The following is a 19,318-nucleotide window of genomic DNA, read 5'->3' as shown; positions in this document are numbered from 1 at the left end:
TCAATGTGCGGCGACCGCGATGCTCGGCACGCCCTGCTGGCGGCGTCCCAGCTTGCGCTCGCCGACCAGCCACTGCACCGCGGCGATCGCGGCCGACATCAGGATCATCAGCACGGTGCAGTAGGCCAGCGCGATGCCGTAGTCGCCGTTGCCGACCCGGCCGATGATGTAGGTGGTCGCCAGTTCGTTCTCGGCCGTGACCAGGAAGATCACCGCGCTGACCGTGGTCATCGCCCGCACGAAACTGTAGACCAGCGCCGCCACCAGCGCCGGCTTCAGCAAGGGCAGCACCACCTTGAACAGCGTCTGCGAGGTCGAGGCCCGCAACATCAGCGAGGCCTCGTCGAGCGAACGGTCGAGCTGCTTGAAGGCGGCCGTGCCGGCGCGCACGCCGACCGGAAGGTTCCTGAACATGAAGCACAGCACGATGATGAGCCCGGTGCCGGTGAGCTCCAGCGGCGGCACGTTGAAAGCCAGGATGTAGCTCACGCCCAGCACCGTGCCGGGGATCGCGAAGGCCAGCAGCGCCGCGAACTCGAAGGCGCCCTGCCCCTTGAATTCGTTGCGCGCCAGCAGCCAGGCGATCAGCAGGCCGAGGCCGGCCGTCAGCGGTGCCGAGAGGCCGGCCAGCTTGAGCGTGGTGATCAGCGAGTTCCAGGCCGTGCCCGCCCACACCAGACCGAACTGCCCCCATTCGAGCGCGAACGCGGTCTTGAAATGGTTGAGCGTGAAGCTGTAGTCGCGGCCCCAGGTCTGGACGAAGCCGCCCGCGAAGGCGAACAGGTACACGACCACGGTGAAGGCGATCCATGGCAGCGCGATGCAGTAGATGGTGCGGCGCACGCCGTCGGGCAGCGCCATCGCGATGCCGGCATCGCCCTTGCCGCTGACGGTGGTGTAGTTCTGCCTGCCGAGCACCGCGCGCTGCAGCGCGAACACGCCGAGCGCGAAGATCGTCAGCACCCAGGCCAGCGAGGCGGCGCGGCCCTGGTCGTACTGGGCGCCGACGATGGCGAAGAAGATGTCGGTCGACAGCACCGAGAACTGGCCGCCCACCACCACCGGGTTGCCGAAGTCCGCGATGCTTTCGATGAAGCCGACCAGGAAGGCATTCGCGAGCCCGGGCTTGATCAGCGGCAAGGTCACCGTGAAGAAGGTGCGGCGGCGATCGGCGCGCAGCATCTGCGCCGCTTCCTCGAGGCTGGGCGAGACGCCCTGCACCACGCCGCGCATGATCATGAAGGCGATCGGCGTGAAGGCGAAGAGCTGCGCCACCAGCACGCCGGGCATGCCGTAGAACCAGCGCGTCGGCTCGATGCCGAAGGCGCTCTCGAGCAGTTGGTTGACCACGCCGGCACGGCCGAACAGCAGGATCAGGCCAAGCCCGACCACGAAAGGCGGCGTGATGATCGGCAGCAGCGCCAGCACGCGCAGCGGCGCCTGCCAGCGCCGGCCGCCGCGCTCGGCCATCAGCGCCATCAGCGTGCCGAGGAAGGTGGTACCGGCCGCCGTCAACAGCGCCAGCACCAGCGTGTTCCAGGCCACGCCGCAGCGCACGCCGCCGGCCAGGCAGCCCAGGCCCCAGACCCGTTCGGTGCCGATGCGCGCCGCGAAGGCCGAGAAGGAAGCGCGTCCGTTCTCGTCGAGGAAGGCCCCGGCCAGCGCCTTGCTCACCGGATAGGCGATGAACAGCGCCATCAGCACGCCGCAACCGATGACCGCACCGGAAACGAAGAGGTCGCCCTTGAAGAAGCCGAGCCGCGCCAGCCCGTAGGCCGCGAGCAGGATCAACGCCGACAGCGCGACGAAGCCGCCGGCGCCGATGCCGAACTGGTTGACCGGCAGCTCCCCGAGCTGCGCGTTGAGAATCGGGAGGCTCCAGCCGCGGGCGCCGATCAGGAAGCCGCTGAGCGCCAGGCCGATGGCGCCGACGGCGCCGCCCACCAGCAGCAGCCGGCCCTGGGCGCGGCCGGCCGGCAGCAGGCCGCCGAGCGCGCAGATCGCCAGGCCAATGACGCCGATCCAGAGCCAGCTGCGGCCCTGCAGCAGCGCCTGCATGACACCGTTGGCGCCCTCGGCGGCGCCGAAGACCTGCGGCATCGCCTCCCACCAGCTGGTGTCCTGGATCGCATACCAGGGCAGCAGCAGGTAGGCCAGCGAACCGGCCGCGATGGAGGTCCAGACCGGAGCGTTGGGGCGCCGTCGCATGCTCTCAGCGCGGCAGCGAGTTGACGTCCTTCTCCCAGCGCGCGATCAGGCGCTTGCGTTCGGCGCTGGCGCCGTACCTGGCGTAGTCGTAGTCGATCATCTTGATCTTCTTGAAGTCCGGCACGTTGGCATCGACCGGCGTCGCCTTGTTCGACGGCAGCTGGAACTGCTTGGCCGCGGCGCCGAAGGTCTGGGCCTGCGGCGTCAGCGCCCACTCGTAGAACTTCTTGGCCTCGGCCAGGTTGCGCGCGCCCTTGACGATGCTCATCGAGCCGATCTCGGCACCGGTGCCTTCGGACGGCGTCACGGTCTCGACCGGGAAGCCCTGCATGCGCTCCTGCGGCGCATCGTGGACGAAGCTGATCGAGACCGCGGTCTCGCCGCGCGCCACCGCCTTGATCGGGCCGGTGCCCGAGCGCGTGTACTGGCCGACGTTCTTGTGCAGGCCCTTGAGGTAGTCGAAGGCCTTGTCCTCGCCCATCAGTTGCACCAGGGTCGCGATCATCGTGTAGGCGGTGCCGCTCGAGGCCGGGTTCGCGACCTGGATGTCGCCCTTGTACTCGGGCTTGAGCAGGTCGGCCCAGCTGCGCGGCACGGCCAGCTTCTTCTTCGCGAGCAGTTCGGTGTTGTAGCCGAAGCCCAGCGGGCCGGAATAGATGCCGACCGTGCGGTAGCCCGACTGCTGGGCCTGCTGCTGCGCCCAGGGATAGAGCTGCGACAGGCTGGGCGACTTGTATTCGAGCGTCAGGCCCGATTCGGCCGCCTGCAGGTGCGGGTCGCCGGTGCCGCCGAACCAGACGTCGGTCTTGGGGTTGTCTCGCTCGGCGATCAGTTGCGCCAGCGCTTCGCCCGAACCCTTCAACGACATGTTGAGCTTGACGCCGGTGGTGCGGGCATACACGGTGGCGATCATGTTGCACCATTCGGCCTGCACCGAACAGATGACGTTGACGGTCTGGGCCGAAGCGGCGCCCGAGGCGCCCAGCAGCGCTGCCAGCGCGGTCATCGCGAAAATCTTCTTCATCAGGACCTCTCGAGAACAAAAAAGGCCCCGTGGGCCGCGTTTCAGCTTAGCGCGTACCGATTCTTGCAGGATCGGTACAAGTACCATTCGCTGGCAAGCTTCATGCTCGGCATTTCCAACTACACGGGTGTATCCATGAGTTTCGACCTCGTCCTCTTCGGCGGCACCGGCGACCTCGCTTGGCGAAAGCTGATGCCGGCCCTGTTCCAGGCTTTCCGCCACGGCAGCCTGCCCGAGGGCGGGCGCATCATCGGCGTCGCCCGCGACGACCTCGACGACGACAGTTACCGCGAACTGATCCAGTCGCGCTTCGCCGCGGTCGAGGGTGCCAAGCGGCCGACGCCCGAGGAGTTCAAGAAGTTCGCCGCGATGCTGTACTTCCTGCGCATGGACCTCTCGAAGCCGGAGGACTATGCGAAGCTCGCCGACCTGCTCAAGACGCGCAATGCGGACAACGTCGTGATGTACCTGGCCACCGCGCCCGGCCTCTTCACCCAGGCGGTCGGGCAGATCGCGGCGGCCGGGCTCAACGGCCCGCAGACCCGGCTGGTGCTCGAGAAGCCGCTGGGCCATGACCTGGCCTCGAACCGGGCCATCAACCATGCGGTGCGCGAGGTCCTGTCCGAGCAGCAGATATTCCGCATCGACCACTACCTGGGCAAGCCCTCGGTGCAGAACCTGTTCGCGATGCGCTTCGGCAACGCGCTGTTCGAGCCGATCTGGCGGCGCGAATACGTCGCCAACATCCAGATCACGATCGCCGAGGACCTCGGGGTCGAGAAGCGCGGCGCCTTCTACGACCAGACCGGCGCCCTGCGCGACATGGTGCAGAACCACGCGCTGCAATTGGTCTGCGCGCTCGGCATGGAGCCGCCGATCAACGCCCACGCCGACGCCATCCGCGACGAGAAGCTCAAGGTGCTGCGGGCCTTGAAGCCGTGGACCGCCGAGTCGATCGGCATGCATGCGATCCGCGGCCAGTATGCGGCCGGCACGGCCTACGGCGAGCGGGTGCAGGGCTACCGCGACGAACCGGGCGTCGACCCCGAAAGCCGCACCGAGACCTTCGTCGCGCTGCGCACCGAGATCGCCAACTGGCGCTGGGCCGGCGTGCCGCTGTACATCCGCACCGGCAAGCGGCTGGCCTCGCGCGATGCGCGCATCGAGGTCAACTTCCGGCAGACGCCGCACGCGATCTACCGCGCACCGACCAATGCGTTCAACAAGCTGGTGATCAACCTGCAACCCAAGGACGGGCTCGAGCTGCACCTGCTGGCCCAGGCGCAGGACAAGCGCCAGCGCAACGGCAACCGCCACGCCGGCCCGCAGCTCGCACCGGTCCAGCTCGACCTCGACTTCGACAAACGCTTCGGCACCGAGCGCGTCGGCGCCTACGAGCGCCTGCTGCTCGACGTCGTCGACGGCCGGCTGAACCTGTTCGTGCGCAGCGACGAGCAGGAAGAGGCCTGGCGCTGGGTCGAGCCGCTGATCGACAGCTGGGCCTCCGACGGCACGCCGCGGCCGTACGCGGCCGGCACCTGGGGCCCGAGCGCATCGAGCGCCATGATTGCAAGAGACGGGTACGCCTGGGGCGAAGAGCAGTAGCCGCGGCCGGCGCAGCCGGGCCCGTTGGTGAAACACCGCGGAACCGGCTTTGCCGGGCCGCTGGTGTTGCCCCCGGTAGGGGGTGGGCGGGCTACACGAAGTGAGCCCAACCTGGGGGCGAGCCTAGTCTCTGTTTTCTTCCACGGCGTGGCAGGCCACCTGCACGCCGCGCAGCATCTGCAGCGGCGGCCGCTCGCTCTTGCAGCGCTCGTTGGCCAGCGGGCAGCGCGGATGGAAGGTGCAGCCGCTCGGCGGATTCAGCGGGTTCGGCACCTCGCCCTGCACCGGCGTGCGGCGGCGGCCGGTGTGCTTCATCTGCGGGATCGCGTCGAGCAGCATCCGGGTGTAGGGATGCTGCGGCGCCGCGAAAAGCTGCTGCTTGTCGGCCACCTCGACCAGCCGCCCCAGGTACATCACGCCGACCTGGTCGGCCACGTGCCGCACCACGGCGAGATTGTGCGAAATGAACAGATAGGTCAGGCCCTGCTCGCGCTGCAGGTCCTTCATGATGTTGAGCACCTGCGCCTGCACGCTGACGTCGAGCGCCGAGGTCGGCTCGTCGCAGACCAGGAACTCGGGCTGGGTCGCCAGTGCCCGCGCGATCGAGATCCGCTGCCGCTGGCCGCCGGAGAACTGGTGCGGGTACTTCACCATGTCGAGCGGGCTCAGGCCGACCGACTTCAGCAGTTCGCCGACCCGCTCCTTGAGCGCCGGCCCCGCCTTCAGGATGCCATGCTCGCGCAGCGGCTCGCCGATGATGTCCTCGACGATCCAGCGCGGGTTGAGGCTCGCGTAGGGATCCTGGAAGATCATCTGAATGCGCCGCCGCAGCACCCGCCCCGCGGGGGTCTTGAAGGCCGCGTGCGCGTCCTGGCCGTCGAACTGCATGCCGCCGCGGGTCGGCTCGTAGAGGCCGACCAGCAGCCGGGCCACCGTGCTCTTGCCGCAGCCGGATTCGCCGACCAGCGCCAGCGTCTTGCCGCGCTCGATCGAGAAGCTCACGCCGTCGACCGCCTTCAGCTGCACGCGCGGCTTGCGCTCGAGCACCCGGTTGAGCCAGGGCGGCGAGACATCGAAGCTCTTCGCCAGGTCGTGCGCCTGCACCAATGCGGTCATCAGGAAACCTCCGTGCTGCGCACTGCGGTGCGAGCGCCTTCGGGCGGCCGGGCGGCGCTCATAAGGAAACCTCCGTGCTGCGCACTGCGGTGCGAGCGCCTTCGGGCGGCCGGGCGGCGCTCATGCGACACCTCCGTAGGCCGGCGAGGCGCTGTGCGTCTCGTGCAGCCAGCAGGCGGCGCGGGTCGCCCCGGCGTTGAACAGGTCCGGCCGTTCGACCAGGCAGTGGTCGAACACGCGCGGGCAGCGCGGGTTGTAGGCGCAGCCGCGCGGAATCGCGTTGAGCCGCGGCATCGCGCCGTCGATCTGGTTCAGGCGTTCGCGGTCCATCGTCATGTCGGGGATGGCGGCCATCAGGCCCGAGGTGTAGGGATGGGCGGGCTGATTGATCACCTCGTGCACCGGGCCGATCTCGGCCACCCGGCCCGCATACATCACGGCCACGCGGTCGCAGGTCTCGGCGATCACGCCCATGTCGTGCGTGATCAGCATCACGGCGGCGCCCCGCTCCTTGCAGATGCCCTTGAGCAGCTGGATGATCTGCGCCTGGATCGAGACGTCGAGCGCGGTGGTCGGCTCGTCGGCGACGATCAGCTTGGGCTCGGCCGCCAGGGCCAGCGCGATCACCACGCGCTGGCGCATGCCGCCCGAGAACTGGTGCGGAAAGTGGTCGATGCGCTGGGCTGCCGCCGGGATGCCGGTGTCCTGCAGCAGGCCGATGGCACGCTGGCGCGCCTCGTCCAAGCTCACCGGCAGGTGGGTGCGAATGGTCTCGATCAGCTGCCGGCCGATGGTGTACAGCGGGTTCAGCGAGGTCAGCGGATCCTGGAAGATTGCGCCGATCTTGCGCCCGCGGATATGGCGCATCGCCTCGTGGCCGAGGTTGTCGATCCGCTGGCCTTCGAGCAGGATCTCGCCCGCCGCGACGCGGCCGGGCGGTTCGAGGAGGCCGATGATGGCGGCGCCGGTGAGCGACTTGCCCGCGCCCGATTCACCCACCACGCCGAGGATCTCGCCGGGCGCGATCTCGAAGGAGATGTCGTCGAGCGCGCGCAGCGTGCCGCGGCGGTGCGGAAATTCGACCACCAGGTTCCGAACTTGCAGAAGACTCATCTCAGCCTCGGGTTGAGCGCATCGCGCAGCCAGTCGCCGAGCAGGTTCACGCTGAGCGCGATCAGCACCAGCATGGCGCCCGGAAACACCGTGATCCACCATTCGCCCGAAAACAGGTAGTCGTTGCCGACGCGGATCAGGGTGCCCAGCGAGGGCGAGGTCGGCGGCACGCCGACGCCCAGGAAGGACAGCGTGGCTTCGGTGATGATCGCGGTCCCGACCTGGATGGTCGCCAGCACCATCACCGGCCCCATCACGTTCGGCAGCACGTGGCGCAGCATGATTCGCCAGGGCGATACGCCGGTGACGCGCGCCGCCTGCACATACTCTTTGCTGCGCTCGACCAGGGTCGAGCCGCGCACGGTGCGTGCGTACTGCACCCAGCCGGTCAGCGAGATCGCGACGATCAGCACGCCGAAGGCGACCGAGGTCGGCGCATCGGGAAACAGGGCCCGGCCGACGCCGGCCATCAGCAGGGCGATCAGGATCGGCGGGAACGAGAGCATGACGTCGCAGACGCGCATCAGGAAGGCGTCGAGCCAACCGCCCCAGAAGCCGGCCAGCAGTCCGAGCAGCACGCCGACCAGAACCGACAGCACCACCGACACCACGCCGACGATGAGCGAGATCCGGGCGCCGTAGATCACGGCCGAGAGAATGTCGCGGCCCTGGTCGTCGGTGCCCAGCAGGTACTTGGTGGACCCCTCCGGGCTCCAGGCCGGCGGCAGGCGCGCGTCGCCGAGTTCGAGCGCCGCGAGATCGAAGGGATTGTGCGGCGTCACCCAGCCGGCGAACACCGCACAGAAGAGGCACAGGAACGCGATCGCGGCCGCCATCATGGCGACCGGCGAGCTGCGGAAGCTGTGGCCGACATCGCTGTCGAGCCAGCGCGCTAGAGTTTTTTTCATCGAGAGGCGGAATGAAGGAGCCCGCTGGCGCAGGCCCCCTGGTCAGGCAGACAACGGGCTCAGGGCTTGATGCTCATCCACTTGAAGAACATGAAGTTGTCGGCGAGCTGGGTCAGTTCGACCTTCTTGCTCACGCCCCAGGCCAGCGACTGCTGGTGCAGCGGCAGGTGGCCGACGTCGTCCGCATGGATCGTGAAGGCTTGCTTGATCAGCTCGTTGCGCTTGGCCTTGTCGGTCTCGGACTGGATCTTCTTGGTCAGTTCGTCGAGCTTGGGATTGCAGTAGGCGCCGAGGTTGAACTGGCCCGTGCCCTTGTCGTCCGGACAGGCAGTCAGCGACGACAGCGCGTTGTGCGAGTCGTAGGTGGTCGGGGTCCAGCCCAGCAGGTAGAAGCTGGTGTCGCGGCGCAGAATCTTCGGGAAGTAGGTGCCCTTGGTCTCGGTCGCGAGATTGATCTTGACGCCGATCTTCGCCAGGTTCGAGGCCACGCTCTGGCAGATCTGGCCGTCGTTCACGTAGCGGTCGTTCGGGCAGTTCATCGTCACCTCGAAGCCGTTCGGATAGCCGGCCTCGGTCAGCAGCTTCTTGGCGGCGTCGACGTCGTAGGGAAGGCGCTTGTCCTGCTCGGCGGTCCAGCCGTTGATGCCCGGACCGACCAGCAGCGCCGTCGGACGCGAGGCGCCGCGCATCACGGTCTTCTGGATGCCGACGACGTCGATGGCCTGGTAGAAGGCCTGGCGCACGCGCTTGTCCTTGAACGGGTTCTTGCCCTTCACGCTCGAGTACAGCAGCTCGTCGCGCTTCTGGTCCATGCCCAGGAAGATGGTGCGCAGCTCGGGGCCGGCGATCACGCGGGCATCGGGGCTGGCCGTGATGCGCGCGATGTCCTGCACCGGCACCGGCTCCATGACGTCGACCTGGCCCGACACCAGCGCGGCGACGCGCGTCGAGGGATTGGCGATCGGCGTGAAGATCACCTCTTGCGCATTGCCTTCGATCTTGCCCCAGTAGGTGGGGTTGCGGGTGAACACGGTGCGGACGTCGGGCTGGCGCTCGCGCACGCGGAAGGGCCCGGTGCCGTTGGCCTTGAAGGAGGCCGTGTTCTCGACGCCCTTGCGCTTGTCGACCGGCTTGGCGGCGCCGTTCTCCTCGCACCACTTCTTGCTCATCATCATGGTCAGCGAGATCACGTCGGGCAGGATCGGGAACGGACCGGCGGTCTCGATCTCGACCGCCAGGTCGCCGACCTTGCGCACTTCCTTGACGTCGCTCAGCGTGGCCTTCAGGTCGGAGCCGTCGCCCTTGGCGCGGGCAAAGCTGAACACCACGTCGTCGGCCGTGAACGGCGTGCCGTCGTGGAACTGGACACCCTTGCGCAGTTCGAAGCGCCAGACATTGGGCGAGGTCTGCTTCCAGCTGGTCGCCAGCAGCGGCGCCAGGCTCAGGTCCTTGTTGCGGCCGACCAGGGTCTCATAGACGTTGGAGGTGACGCTGAGTTGCAGCGATTCATTGAGCGAGTGCGGGTCGAGCGACAAGGCGTCGCCCTGGTTGGCGATGCGAATCGTCTGCGCACCGGCCATCAGGCTCGCGGTCGCCAGCACGGACAGGATCGCGGCCGCGACCCCACTTTTCTTCAGACTCATGGGAAGCACTCCTCGGGTTGGAAAGACTCAGGTTGCCGTCGTGACGGCCCTGGTTTCTGATTTGCCGGCCTTGGCGGCCAGCGGCATGCCCTGCTCCGCCAGGCCCGCATGCAAGGCGGCGCCCAGGGGCAGGATCTCGTCGTTGAAATCGTATTTGCTGTTGTGCAGGAAGGCGCCGCCGCGGGCGTCCTGCCCGATGCGCAGGTAAGCGCCGGCCTTCTTCTGCAGCATGAAGGAGAAATCCTCGGCGCCCATGCTCGGCTCCATGTTGCGCTCGACGTTGTGGGCGCCGACCAGGGACTCGGCCACGTCGCCGGCGAACAGGGCTTCGGGCGCGGTGTTGATGGTGGCCGGATAGATGCGCTCGAATTTCACCTGGGCCGTGGCGCCGAAGCCCGCGGCCACCGCCGCGCAGAGCTCCGCGAGCCGCCGCTCGACCTGCTCCTGCACGCGGGAGCTGAAGGTCCGCACGGTGCCGACCAGCGTCGCCCTGCCCGGCACCACGCTCATCGCGCCCAGGTCGCCCGCCTGCACGGCGCAGATGCTGACCACCGCGGCGTCGATCGGACGCACGTTGCGCGACACGATGCTCTGCACCGCGGTGATGATGTGGGCCGAGACCACCACCGGATCGACCGTCAAGTAGGCATGGGCGCCATGGCCGCCCTTGCCCTCCACCTCGATCGTGATGCGGTCCGCCGCCGCCATCATGGCGCCGCGGTTGATGCCGACGGTGCCGGCCGGCATGCCGGGCCAGTTGTGCATGGCGTAGACCGAATCGACCGGGAAGCGGTCGAACAGGCCGTCCTCGATCATCACGCGGGCACCGGCGAAGCCTTCCTCGCCGGGCTGGAAGATCAGCACCGCGGTGCCGTCGAAGTTGCGCGTCTCCGCCAGATAGCGCGCCGCACCGACCAGCATCGCGGTGTGGCCGTCGTGGCCGCAGCCATGCATCAGGCCTTGCTTGGCCGAGCGCCATTCGAAGTCGTTGTCCTCGCACATCGGCAGCGCATCCATGTCGGCCCGCAGGCCGATCATGCGGCCGCTGGCCGTCGAACTGCCGTGGATCACGCCGACCACCCCGGTCCTGCCGATATCGCTGTGGATCTCGTCCACGCCGCAGGCCTTCAAAGCCTCGCGGACGCGGCCCGCGGTGTAGATCTCCTCGAAGCCGAGTTCGGGATGCGCATGCAGATCGCGCCGGAACGCGGTCAACTCGGGATAGAAGCGCGCGATGTGCGCGAAGGGCCTGCCGGCCGCCTGCAGTCGTGATTCGGTCATCTTCAATGGGCTCCGCTGCCGATCCTCAATCTCGGATCGACCACGAAATAGAGCAGGTCGACCACGAGATTGATGACGACGAAGATCAGGGCGATCAGACACAGGTAGGCGGCCATCACGGGAATGTCGGCGAAGGTCACTGCCTGGATGAACAGCAGGCCCATGCCGGGCCACTGGAACACCGACTCGGTGATGATCGAGAAGGCGATCAGGCCGCCCAGTTGCAGGCCGGTGATGGTCATCACCGGCACCAGCGTGTTCTTCAGCGCATGGCCGAAATGGATCGCGCGGTCGGAGAGGCCGCGTGCCCGCGCGAACTTGATGTAGTCGGTGCGCAGCACCTCGAGCATCTCGGCACGCACCAGCCGCATGATCAAGGTCAGCTGGAAGATCGCCAGCGTGATCGCCGGCAGCACGATGTGCATCCAGCCGTCGGACTTCAGCAAGCCGGTGCTCCACCAGCCCAGTTGCACCGTCTCGCCGCGGCCGAAGCTCGGGAACCAGCCCAGGTGCACCGCGAACACCAGGATCAGCAGGATGCCGATCAGGAAGGTCGGCAGGGAGACACCGAGCAGGGACAGCGTCATGAAGACCTGGCTCGTGAAGGTGCCGCGCTTGAGCGCGGTGTAGACGCCCATCGGGATGCCGATGACGAGGGCCAGCACGGCGGCGACCAGCGCCAGTTCGAGCGTGGCCGGGAAGCGCTCGCCGATCAGGCGCGAGACCTTGGCGCCCTGCCGCAGGCTGAGGCCGAACTCGCCTTGCGCGGCATTGATCAGGAAGTGCCAGAACTGCACGAAGAAGGGCTTGTCGAGCCCCAAGGCGGAGCGCAGCTCGCGGATCTGCTCGGGCTTGGCGTCCTGGCCCAACAGGAAGACGACCGGGTCGCCCACGTACTGGAAGAGGAGAAAGGCGAAGAAGGCGACCGCGACCATGACGATCACGGCCTGGATCAGGCGGCGCAGGACGAAAGCAATCATTCAGAAACAATGGTGTCCAATGATGCTAGCAGAGCAATCTGCGTGCCCATGCGGGGGTTCCCCGGGGGTGCGCGGCCTATTCATTTCAGCAAAGAAAAAAGCCACTCGACTTTCGTCGAGTGGCTCTTAAGACTTCCCATTGAAGCTGGCTTGCGCCAGCGTCAGATCAGAAAGCGTGACGCAGACCGAAGTCGTAACCCGTCGCGTTCTTCGGGGTCAGGATGCCGCCGTTGATGGTGCCGCCGGTGAAGCTCGCGGTGCCCACACCCGTGGTCAGGTCAGCACCGTCCTTGTCGCTCACACGCGCCACCGTTGCGTACAGGGCCGTGCGCTTCGACAGGTTGTACACGTAGCCGATCGCGAACTTGTCAGCCTTCGGGTCGTTGCGCACGCCGAAGACCTGGTTCAGAGCACCCAGGGTGTTGCTGTAGTCGACGGCCGAGTAGGCAACGCGGATCAGGCCAGCACCCAGAGGCACGGTTGCGCCGAGCAGCCAGCCCTTGGCCCGGGGATCAGCCACGCCGAAGACGCCAGCAAGGCTGAGCGTCGAGACGTCGTTCTTGAGCTTGGCATCCGAATACTCGCCGAACACCTTGACGACGCCGAAGTCGTACGAAGCGCCGATGTTCCACGTGTCGAGATTCTGCGTGATGCCGCGGTAGTAGTTGCTGGCCACGGTGGATTCACCGTACGCCAGAGCGACGTCGAGCGGGCCGTTGGCGTAGCCGACGCGACCACCGACATAGCGGCCGGCACGTGCGTTGTTGCCGATGGCTGCGAGTGCCGGGTTCGTGATGATCGCGGCAGCGCCAGGAGGCGTCACGGTACCCGGATCGTACGAGACCTGCTCGTTGAAGGCGTACATGACCTGGCCATAGAAGCCACCCAGGTTCGGCGGCAGGAAGTAGCCGACCGAGTTGCTGGCGCGGACGTACTGGTTGTTCGTCGTGAAACCGTTGGTGGTGGCGCCGCTGGAGCTGAAGCCGTTGGCCGTCGAGATCAGGTTGGTACCCACGCCATTGGTGCCGAACGGATCGAACACGGTGTCGTTCCAGAACGTCGGGGTGTAGTCGCGACCGATGCGCATTTCACCGAAAGCGCCGGACAGGCTCACCGTCGAGCGACGGCCGAAGCTCAGGCCATTGCCGCTAACGGAGGGGGAACTGCTATTACCGGCACCGGTATCGTTCGCGACACCGGCTTCGAGCCAGAAGCTGGCTGCCAGGCCACCACCGAGGTCTTCCGTTCCACGGAAGCCCAGACGGCTGGAGTTGTAGCCGTTGGTGCTCTGGAGCCATTGGCTCTGCTTCACGCTTCCGCCGAAGGCGTTTTCCGACTTGTTTTCGACATAGCTGACGCCAGCGTCAAGCACACCGAACAGCGTGACGGACGATTGAGCCGAGGCGACGCCGGCAACAGCCAGAGCAGCCAGGGCAACTAGAGATTTTTTCATTGCAAGTTTCTCCAAGGTTAAACATAGGGCTCCGGTGCGAAGGGCTCACCGTGACTGGCACTTAGTGCTCCCACCGGACCCCGGGCCAACCTCCTTTTGGGAAGTTGTCGCTATTGCACCAGAGCCGCTCCGGGAGGGCAAAGCAAATCGCCCGAAAACGCGGCTGGGCGAGGCGTTTCGTTGCAGCGGTGCAACAAAGCTTTGGGGCCTTCGTTGCATCGCAATGTGAAACGAGATCCGAGCCCGCATGTGACATTTTGTACATCGGTTCCAATCGCTTCATGAACCGATCGCTCGACTCCGTCCTGGCAGTGGCAGACGCGGCGCTGCGCACCTTGTTCGCCAAGCCGCATTCGACCCGGCCGGCCCCTCGGCCCGACGCGCCGCCGGGGATGCTGAGCGAGGCCGAGCGGCACGAGGCCGGCGCCCTCATGCGGGTCAATCATGTGGGGGAAGTCTGTGCCCAGGCTTTGTATACGGCACAGGCCGCAGTCACCCGGGATCCGGCGCTCCGGCGGCATTTCGATGAAGCGGCCCGCGAAGAAACCGACCACCTGGCCTGGACCCAGCAGCGGCTCGACGACCTGGGCAGCCACGCATCCGTGCTGAATCCGCTCTGGTATCTGGGGGCTTTCGGGCTCGGGCTGGTCGCGGGCCGACTCGGCGACGCCACCAGCCTCGGTTTCGTCGCCGAGACCGAACGCCAGGTCGAGGCCCACTTGGACGGTCACCTCGATCGGCTCCCGGCGGGCGACACCGCGTCCCGGGCCGTGATCCAGCAGATGAAGCTCGACGAAGCCCGGCACGCCGCCCAGGCCTGGAACGCTGGCGCCACGGAACTGCCTGCGCCGGCCAAGGCGCTGATGCGGCTGGCGTCCCGGGTCATGACCACGGTCGCCCACCGGGTCTGAATCAGATCTTCAGATCTCGACGAGGTCGAAACTGGTGGTGATCTCGGCCGTCTTGCCGAGCATGATGGTGGCCGAGCAATAGGTGTCGTGGCTCAGGGCGATCGCGCGCTCCACGGCCGCGGCGGGGATGCCCTTGCCGGCCACGGTGAAATGCATGTGGATCTTGGTGAATACCTTCGGATCCTTTTCGGCCCGCTCGCTGGTCAACTTGACGCTGCAGCGCTCGACCTGGTGCCGCCCGCGCTTCAGGATCAGCACGACGTCGTAGGCGGTGCAGCCGCCGGTCCCGGCCAGGACGGTCTCCATGGGCCGCGCCGCCAGGTTCTGGCCGCCGTTTTCAGGCTTGGCGGCATCCTGGGCGCCATCCATCAGCAGGACATGGCCGCTTCCGGTCTCGGCGACGAAGCCCATGGCCGATCGCGTGCCGGCGTTGCCGGTCCAACTTACTGTGCATTCCATCTTCGACTCCGAAAAGTCGCCCAGCGGGCCCAGAAAGCCCCGCGCGACGTGATTGAGTGTTCAAAAAAAGCAACGGGCGTGTTGCATTGCAGCAATCAACCGATATACTTTATTTCATCGCACATCGACATTTATGTGCACCGGTTGTCTCCTCCACCCTCCCAATTGGTGGATTTAGCCCCGGGCCGCAAGGCCCGGGGCTTTTTTCTTGGGCGCTGGCCAAGCCTCGGCGAGGCCTATGATCGCGGCCCTATGTCCTCCCCGACTCCGCCCCTCACCCCCGCCGACTACCTCAAGAAGATCCTGACCGCGCGCGTCTACGACGTGGCGGTCGAATCGGCCCTCGAACCCGCGCGGGCGCTGAGCGCCAGACTGGGCAACACGGTGCTGCTCAAGCGCGAGGACCAGCAGCCCGTGTTCAGCTTCAAGCTGCGCGGAGCCTACAACAAACTGGCGCACCTGAGCCCCGAGCAGCTTGCCAGCGGCGTGATCTGCGCATCGGCGGGCAACCATGCGCAGGGCGTCGCACTGGGCGCCCACAAGCTCGGGACGCGGGCCGTGGTGGTGATGCCCGTGACCACGCCGCAACTGAAGATCGACGCGGTGCGCGCGCTCGGCGGCGAGGTACACCTGCACGGCGACAGCTACTCGGACGCCTACGGCTACGCGCTCGAGCAGCAGAAGCTGCACGGGCTGACCTTCGTGCATCCCTTCGACGATCCGGACGTGATCGCCGGCCAGGGCACGATCGCGATGGAGATCCTGCGCCAGCACCAGGGCCCGCTGCATGCCGTCTTCGTCGCCATCGGCGGCGGCGGCCTGATCTCCGGCGTCGCCAACTACATCAAGGCGGTCCGCCCCGAGATCCGGGTGATCGGGGTCCAGATGAACGACTCGGACGCGATGATGCAATCGGTCGCCGCGCATCGGCGCGTGACCCTGCCCGACGTCGGCCTGTTCTCCGACGGCACCGCGGTCAAGCTGGTCGGCGAGGAGACCTTCCGCATCTCGAGCGAACTGGTGGACGAGTTCATCACGGTCGACACCGACGCGGTCTGTGCCGGCATCAAGGACGTCTTCATCGACACCCGCAGCATCGTCGAGCCGGCCGGCGCGCTCGCGGTGGCGGCGATCAAGCAGTACGTCGAGGCCCGCGGCACGCGCGGCGAGACCTACGCAGCGATCCTGTGCGGCGCCAACATGAACTTCGACCGGCTGCGCTTCGTGGCCGAACGGGCCGAGGTCGGCGAGGAGCGCGAGGCGCTGTTCGCCGTGACCATTCCCGAGGAGCGCGGCAGCTTCCGCCGCTTTTGCGAACTGGTCGGGCAGTTGCCGGGCACCTCGCGCAACGTGACGGAATTCAACTACCGCATCAGCGACGCGAAGGAGGCTCACGTGTTCGTCGGCCTGACGACCACGGCGCGCGGCGAATCGACGACGATCGCAAGCACCTTCGTGGCGCACGGCTTCGGCGCCATCGACCTCACGCACGACGAGCTCGCCAAGGAGCACATCCGCCACATGGTGGGCGGCCGCAGTTCGCTGGCGCAGGAGGAACGGCTGCTGCGCTTCGTGTTCCCCGAGCGGCCCGGCGCGCTGTTGAAGTTCCTGAGTTTGCTGCGGCCGAACTGGAACATCAGCTTGTTCCACTATCGCAACCAGGGGGCCGACTACGGGCGCATCCTGGTCGGACTGCAGGTGCCGCCGGCCGACAACGAGGCTTTCGACGAGTTCCTGCGGACCCTGGGCTACCCCTTCGTCGAAGAGACCGCCAACCCCGTCTACCGGCTGTTCCTGAACTGACTCGCCCCAGATCGGGCTCGCCGCGTGCAGCCCGGGGCATGCCTCAGTTTTGTGGCGGCAACGGCGCGGGCGGCGTCATGGTCGCCAGCGGCCGCGTGGGCAGTTGCAGCGTGAATGCAGTGGCCGAATCGGCGCTGGCACCGAGGGCGGCGGTCCGGGCACCCAGCGACTGCAGCACGAAACCGTCGGCGACCGCGGCGCCGACGCGGAAGGGCCGCGGCGGCTTGCCGTCGACCGCGATCAGCGCCACCCCCTGCTGCTCCGCATCGGCGACCACCCCCAGCAGCACGAAGCGGCTGGCCGCTTCGGGGGCCGCGGCCACCGCGGCCTGCGCGGGCACGGCGCCAAGCACCCGGGCCATCGCGGCCGGGTCGAGCGCGACCTGCGGCGTGCCGGCCACCGCCGGAGGTGCCGGCRCATCGGAAGGCGCCGCCAGCCGGAGGCCCCAGAACACGATGCTCCCGGCGGCCAATGCCCATACGGCGGTCGTGGCAACGGCCGAGGGCCAGCGGGCGGGTGCGTAGGGGACTGACATGAGGCCGGATTATCATTCAGCGAACGCGGCCAAGGCCGCCCTCTCACGCTTCCATACGCCGTCAATGCCCATCATCATCCGCTCTTCCGCCCGCGCACTGCAACGCGGCTTCACCTTGATCGAGCTCATGGTGGTGCTGGTCATCATCGGCGTGCTGGCGGCGCTGATCGTGCCGAACGTGATCGAACGGGCCGACGACGCCCGCGTCACCGCGGCCAAGACCGATGTCAACAACCTGATGCAGGCGCTGAAGCTCTACCGGCTCGACAACCAGCGCTACCCGACTGCCGAGCAAGGACTCCAGGCCCTGCTCACGCGTCCCACCAGCGGCCCCGCGGCGCCGAACTGGAAACCCTATGTCGAGAAGCTGCCGAACGACCCCTGGGGCCGGCCGTACCAGTACATGAATCCGGGCATCAAGGGCGAAGTCGATGTGCTTTCGCTCGGCGCCGATGGCGAGCCCGGCGGCGAAGGCAAGAATGCCGACATCGGCAGCTGGCAATAGCGCGCGCTGCCGAGGGCGCGTTGGCGCCCGTCCCGGTGCGGCCGGCTTCACGCTGCTCGAATTGCTGGTGGTGATCGCGATCATCGCGCTGGCCACCGCAGGCGTCGGCCTCTCGCTGCGCGATTCCGGCCAGGCCGCGCTCGACCGCGAAGCCGAACGGCTGGCCGCCCTGCTCGAATCGGCGCGCGCCCAATCGCGCGCCAGCGGCGTCGCGGTGCGATGGCGCGTCACGCCCGAAGGGCCCGGCAACTTCAGCTTCGACGGCCTGCCGGCCGGCGCCTTGCCGACAGCCTGGCTGGCCGAGGGCATCACCGCGCAGCCGATCGGCGTCGACGGCCGGGCCGCGGGCGCCTTGCAGCTGGGACCGGATCCGATCATCGCGGCGCAGCAGGTGCTGCTGAGTTCGCAAGCAGCGCCCGACCGCAGCCTGCGCATCGGCACCGACGGCCTGCGTCCCTTCACGGTCGTCGCGCCATGAGCCGCCGGGCCGCTCCCAAGGCGAGTACCGCAGCGCTACTGCGCGAAGGGACTCCGATGAGCCGCCGGGCCGCTCCCAAGGCGAGCACCGCAGCGCTTCTGCGCGAAGGTTGCCCAATGCGCCGCCGGGCCGCGCGCGGCTTCACATTGATCGAGGTGCTGGTCGCCCTCGGCATCGTCGCCATCGCGCTGATGGCCGGTACCCAGGCGACCCTGGCGCTGACGCGCAACGCCCAGCGCCAGTCGGACGTGATGCTGGCCCAGATCTGCGTCGAGAACGAGTTGATCAAGGCCCGGCTGGCGCGCCAGATGCCGCCCGTCGGCGATGCCGGCACGGTCTGCGTACAGGCCAACCAGAGCTTCGGCGTGACGGTGTCGACCACGTCGACGCTGAATCCGAATTTCCGCCGCGTCGACGTCCAGGTGCGCGATGCCGACGAGGCGTCTGTGCTGCGCCAGTCCACTGTCGTGGGGCGCTACTGATGAAGCGCAGGCTGCTCGGCTTCACGCTGATCGAGCTGATGGTCGCGATCGCGGCCATGGCGCTTCTGGCGCTGATGAGCTGGCGCGGCCTCGATGCGATGGGGCGCGCGCAGGCGCAGAACCGGGTACGCGGCGACGCCGTGCTGACGCTGCAGACCACGCTGGCGCAGTGGGGCGCCGATCTCGATGCGATGGTGGCGCTGTCGCAGACCTCCGCCATCGACTGGGACGGCCGCGTGCTGCGCCTCACGCGGCGCAGCACCGACAGCGCGACGCCGCTGGTCTTCGTCGTGGCGTGGACATTGCGCTCGGACCCCGCGGGCGGCACGCACTGGCGGCGCTGGCAATCGCCAGGCTTCACGACCCAGGCCGAATGGCGACAAGCCTGGGCGCAGGCCGCCGCGTGGGCAACCGACGGCAGCAACGACACCGGCGGGGCGGACGTCGAGCTGATCCCTCTCGACGGCTGGCAGCTCGCCTATTTCCGCAACAACGCCTGGACGCCGGCCGTGAGCGCCGAGACGCTGGGCGCCGCCGCGCCGCTGCCCGACGGCATCCGCCTGGTCCTGAGCCTGCCCCAGGGACCGGCCCTTGCGGGCCTGATCACCCGCGACTGGGTACGGCCCAGCTTGACGGTGCCGAAGTCATGAGGTCCCCTGGAAAGCCGAACCAGGCCGGCGCCGAGCCGCCTCAGGAGGCAGCGACCCCACGCGGTGGGGCCCGTGGGGGCCCAGGCCGGCGCCGGGCCGCCCCAAGGCGGCCTGCGGCCCCCTCGGGGGGCAGCGACCCACACGCAGCGGGGGAGGCGGGGGAG

General features: G+C 67.8%; 18 protein-coding genes. 7 read left to right on the top strand and 11 right to left on the bottom strand.

Annotated elements, in window-relative coordinates:
* A complete protein-coding gene (locus AC1DYD_RS00090; protein ID WP_478170710.1) occupies window positions 1-2,208 on the bottom strand; it encodes an ABC transporter permease in 2,208 nt (735 codons plus the stop codon).
* A gap of 4 nt (window positions 2,209-2,212) precedes the next feature.
* Complete coding sequence (locus tag AC1DYD_RS00085) at window positions 2,213-3,232, bottom strand: ABC transporter substrate-binding protein (protein WP_478170709.1); 1,020 nt, start codon at window positions 3,230-3,232, stop codon at window positions 2,213-2,215.
* Between the two features lie 135 nt (window positions 3,233-3,367).
* On the opposite strand from AC1DYD_RS00085, the gene zwf reads away from it, so the two are divergent.
* A complete protein-coding gene (zwf, locus tag AC1DYD_RS00080; RefSeq protein ID WP_478171092.1) occupies window positions 3,368-4,837 on the top strand; it encodes a glucose-6-phosphate dehydrogenase in 1,470 nt (489 codons plus the stop codon).
* A gap of 123 nt (window positions 4,838-4,960) precedes the next feature.
* Here zwf and AC1DYD_RS00075 read toward each other — a convergent pair whose 3' ends face one another.
* The 7 genes from AC1DYD_RS00075 to AC1DYD_RS00045 all read right to left on the bottom strand — a co-directional run bounded on the left by AC1DYD_RS00075 (window position 4,961) and on the right by AC1DYD_RS00045 (window position 13,331).
* Window positions 4,961-5,953 (bottom strand): ABC transporter ATP-binding protein, encoded by a 993-nt coding sequence (locus tag AC1DYD_RS00075; RefSeq protein ID WP_478170708.1) that lies wholly within the window; start codon window positions 5,951-5,953, stop codon window positions 4,961-4,963.
* A 120-nt stretch (window positions 5,954-6,073) separates the two neighbouring features.
* Entirely contained in the window at window positions 6,074-7,066 is a 993-nt protein-coding gene (locus tag AC1DYD_RS00070; protein WP_478170707.1) for an ABC transporter ATP-binding protein, read from the bottom strand.
* On the bottom strand, window positions 7,063-7,974 hold the full coding sequence (locus AC1DYD_RS00065) for an ABC transporter permease (protein ID WP_478170706.1): 912 nt from the start codon (window positions 7,972-7,974) through the stop codon (window positions 7,063-7,065). Before AC1DYD_RS00065 ends, AC1DYD_RS00070 begins: the two co-directional genes overlap by 4 nt.
* Before the next feature lie 59 nt (window positions 7,975-8,033).
* Window positions 8,034-9,617, bottom strand: a complete 1,584-nt coding sequence (locus tag AC1DYD_RS00060; protein WP_478170705.1) for an ABC transporter substrate-binding protein — start codon at window positions 9,615-9,617, stop codon at window positions 8,034-8,036.
* A 27-nt stretch (window positions 9,618-9,644) separates the two neighbouring features.
* Window positions 9,645-10,898, bottom strand: a complete 1,254-nt coding sequence (locus AC1DYD_RS00055; protein WP_478170704.1) for a M20 aminoacylase family protein — start codon at window positions 10,896-10,898, stop codon at window positions 9,645-9,647.
* A gap of 2 nt (window positions 10,899-10,900) precedes the next feature.
* Window positions 10,901-11,878 (bottom strand): ABC transporter permease, encoded by a 978-nt coding sequence (locus AC1DYD_RS00050; RefSeq protein WP_478170703.1) that lies wholly within the window; start codon window positions 11,876-11,878, stop codon window positions 10,901-10,903.
* 166 nt (window positions 11,879-12,044) lie between these two features.
* A complete protein-coding gene (locus AC1DYD_RS00045; protein ID WP_478171091.1) occupies window positions 12,045-13,331 on the bottom strand; it encodes a porin in 1,287 nt (428 codons plus the stop codon).
* Between the two features lie 281 nt (window positions 13,332-13,612).
* Here AC1DYD_RS00045 and coq7 point away from each other — a divergent pair, with 281 nt between their 5' ends.
* Window positions 13,613-14,242 (top strand): 2-polyprenyl-3-methyl-6-methoxy-1,4-benzoquinone monooxygenase, encoded by a 630-nt coding sequence (gene coq7, locus AC1DYD_RS00040; RefSeq protein ID WP_478170702.1) that lies wholly within the window; start codon window positions 13,613-13,615, stop codon window positions 14,240-14,242.
* A 9-nt stretch (window positions 14,243-14,251) separates the two neighbouring features.
* Here coq7 and AC1DYD_RS00035 read toward each other — a convergent pair whose 3' ends face one another.
* Window positions 14,252-14,701, bottom strand: coding sequence for an OsmC family protein (locus AC1DYD_RS00035; protein ID WP_478170701.1), 450 nt, complete (start codon window positions 14,699-14,701; stop codon window positions 14,252-14,254).
* A 252-nt stretch (window positions 14,702-14,953) separates the two neighbouring features.
* On the opposite strand from AC1DYD_RS00035, the gene ilvA reads away from it, so the two are divergent.
* On the top strand, window positions 14,954-16,504 hold the full coding sequence (gene ilvA / locus AC1DYD_RS00030; RefSeq protein WP_478170700.1) for a threonine ammonia-lyase, biosynthetic: 1,551 nt from the start codon (window positions 14,954-14,956) through the stop codon (window positions 16,502-16,504).
* Window positions 16,505-16,547: 43 nt separating this feature from the next.
* Here the strand turns inward: ilvA and AC1DYD_RS00025 are convergent, their stop codons facing one another.
* Entirely contained in the window at window positions 16,548-17,039 is a 492-nt protein-coding gene (locus tag AC1DYD_RS00025; protein ID WP_478170699.1) for a type II secretion system protein N, read from the bottom strand.
* Window positions 17,040-17,103: 64 nt separating this feature from the next.
* Here AC1DYD_RS00025 and gspG point away from each other — a divergent pair, with 64 nt between their 5' ends.
* From gspG to AC1DYD_RS00005, 4 genes are all read left to right on the top strand, one after another.
* A complete protein-coding gene (gene gspG / locus AC1DYD_RS00020; protein WP_478170698.1) occupies window positions 17,104-17,544 on the top strand; it encodes a type II secretion system major pseudopilin GspG in 441 nt (146 codons plus the stop codon).
* Entirely contained in the window at window positions 17,519-18,022 is a 504-nt protein-coding gene (locus tag AC1DYD_RS00015) for a prepilin-type N-terminal cleavage/methylation domain-containing protein (protein ID WP_478170697.1), read from the top strand. The genes gspG and AC1DYD_RS00015 overlap by 26 nt, the downstream gene beginning before the upstream one ends.
* Before the next feature lie 116 nt (window positions 18,023-18,138).
* Window positions 18,139-18,504 carry a type II secretion system minor pseudopilin GspI gene (gspI, locus tag AC1DYD_RS00010; RefSeq protein ID WP_478170696.1) on the top strand — a complete coding sequence of 122 codons (366 nt, stop codon included), beginning with the start codon at window positions 18,139-18,141 and terminating at the stop codon, window positions 18,502-18,504.
* A complete protein-coding gene (locus tag AC1DYD_RS00005) occupies window positions 18,504-19,154 on the top strand; it encodes a PulJ/GspJ family protein (protein ID WP_478170695.1) in 651 nt (216 codons plus the stop codon). Before gspI ends, AC1DYD_RS00005 begins: the two co-directional genes overlap by 1 nt.
* Window positions 19,155-19,318 lie beyond the last annotated feature (164 nt).

Source organism: Variovorax sp. P4_B11, assembly GCF_056402355.1.
Note: the sequence above shows the minus strand (reverse complement) of the source record. Positions and strands in the feature narration are given on the sequence as shown.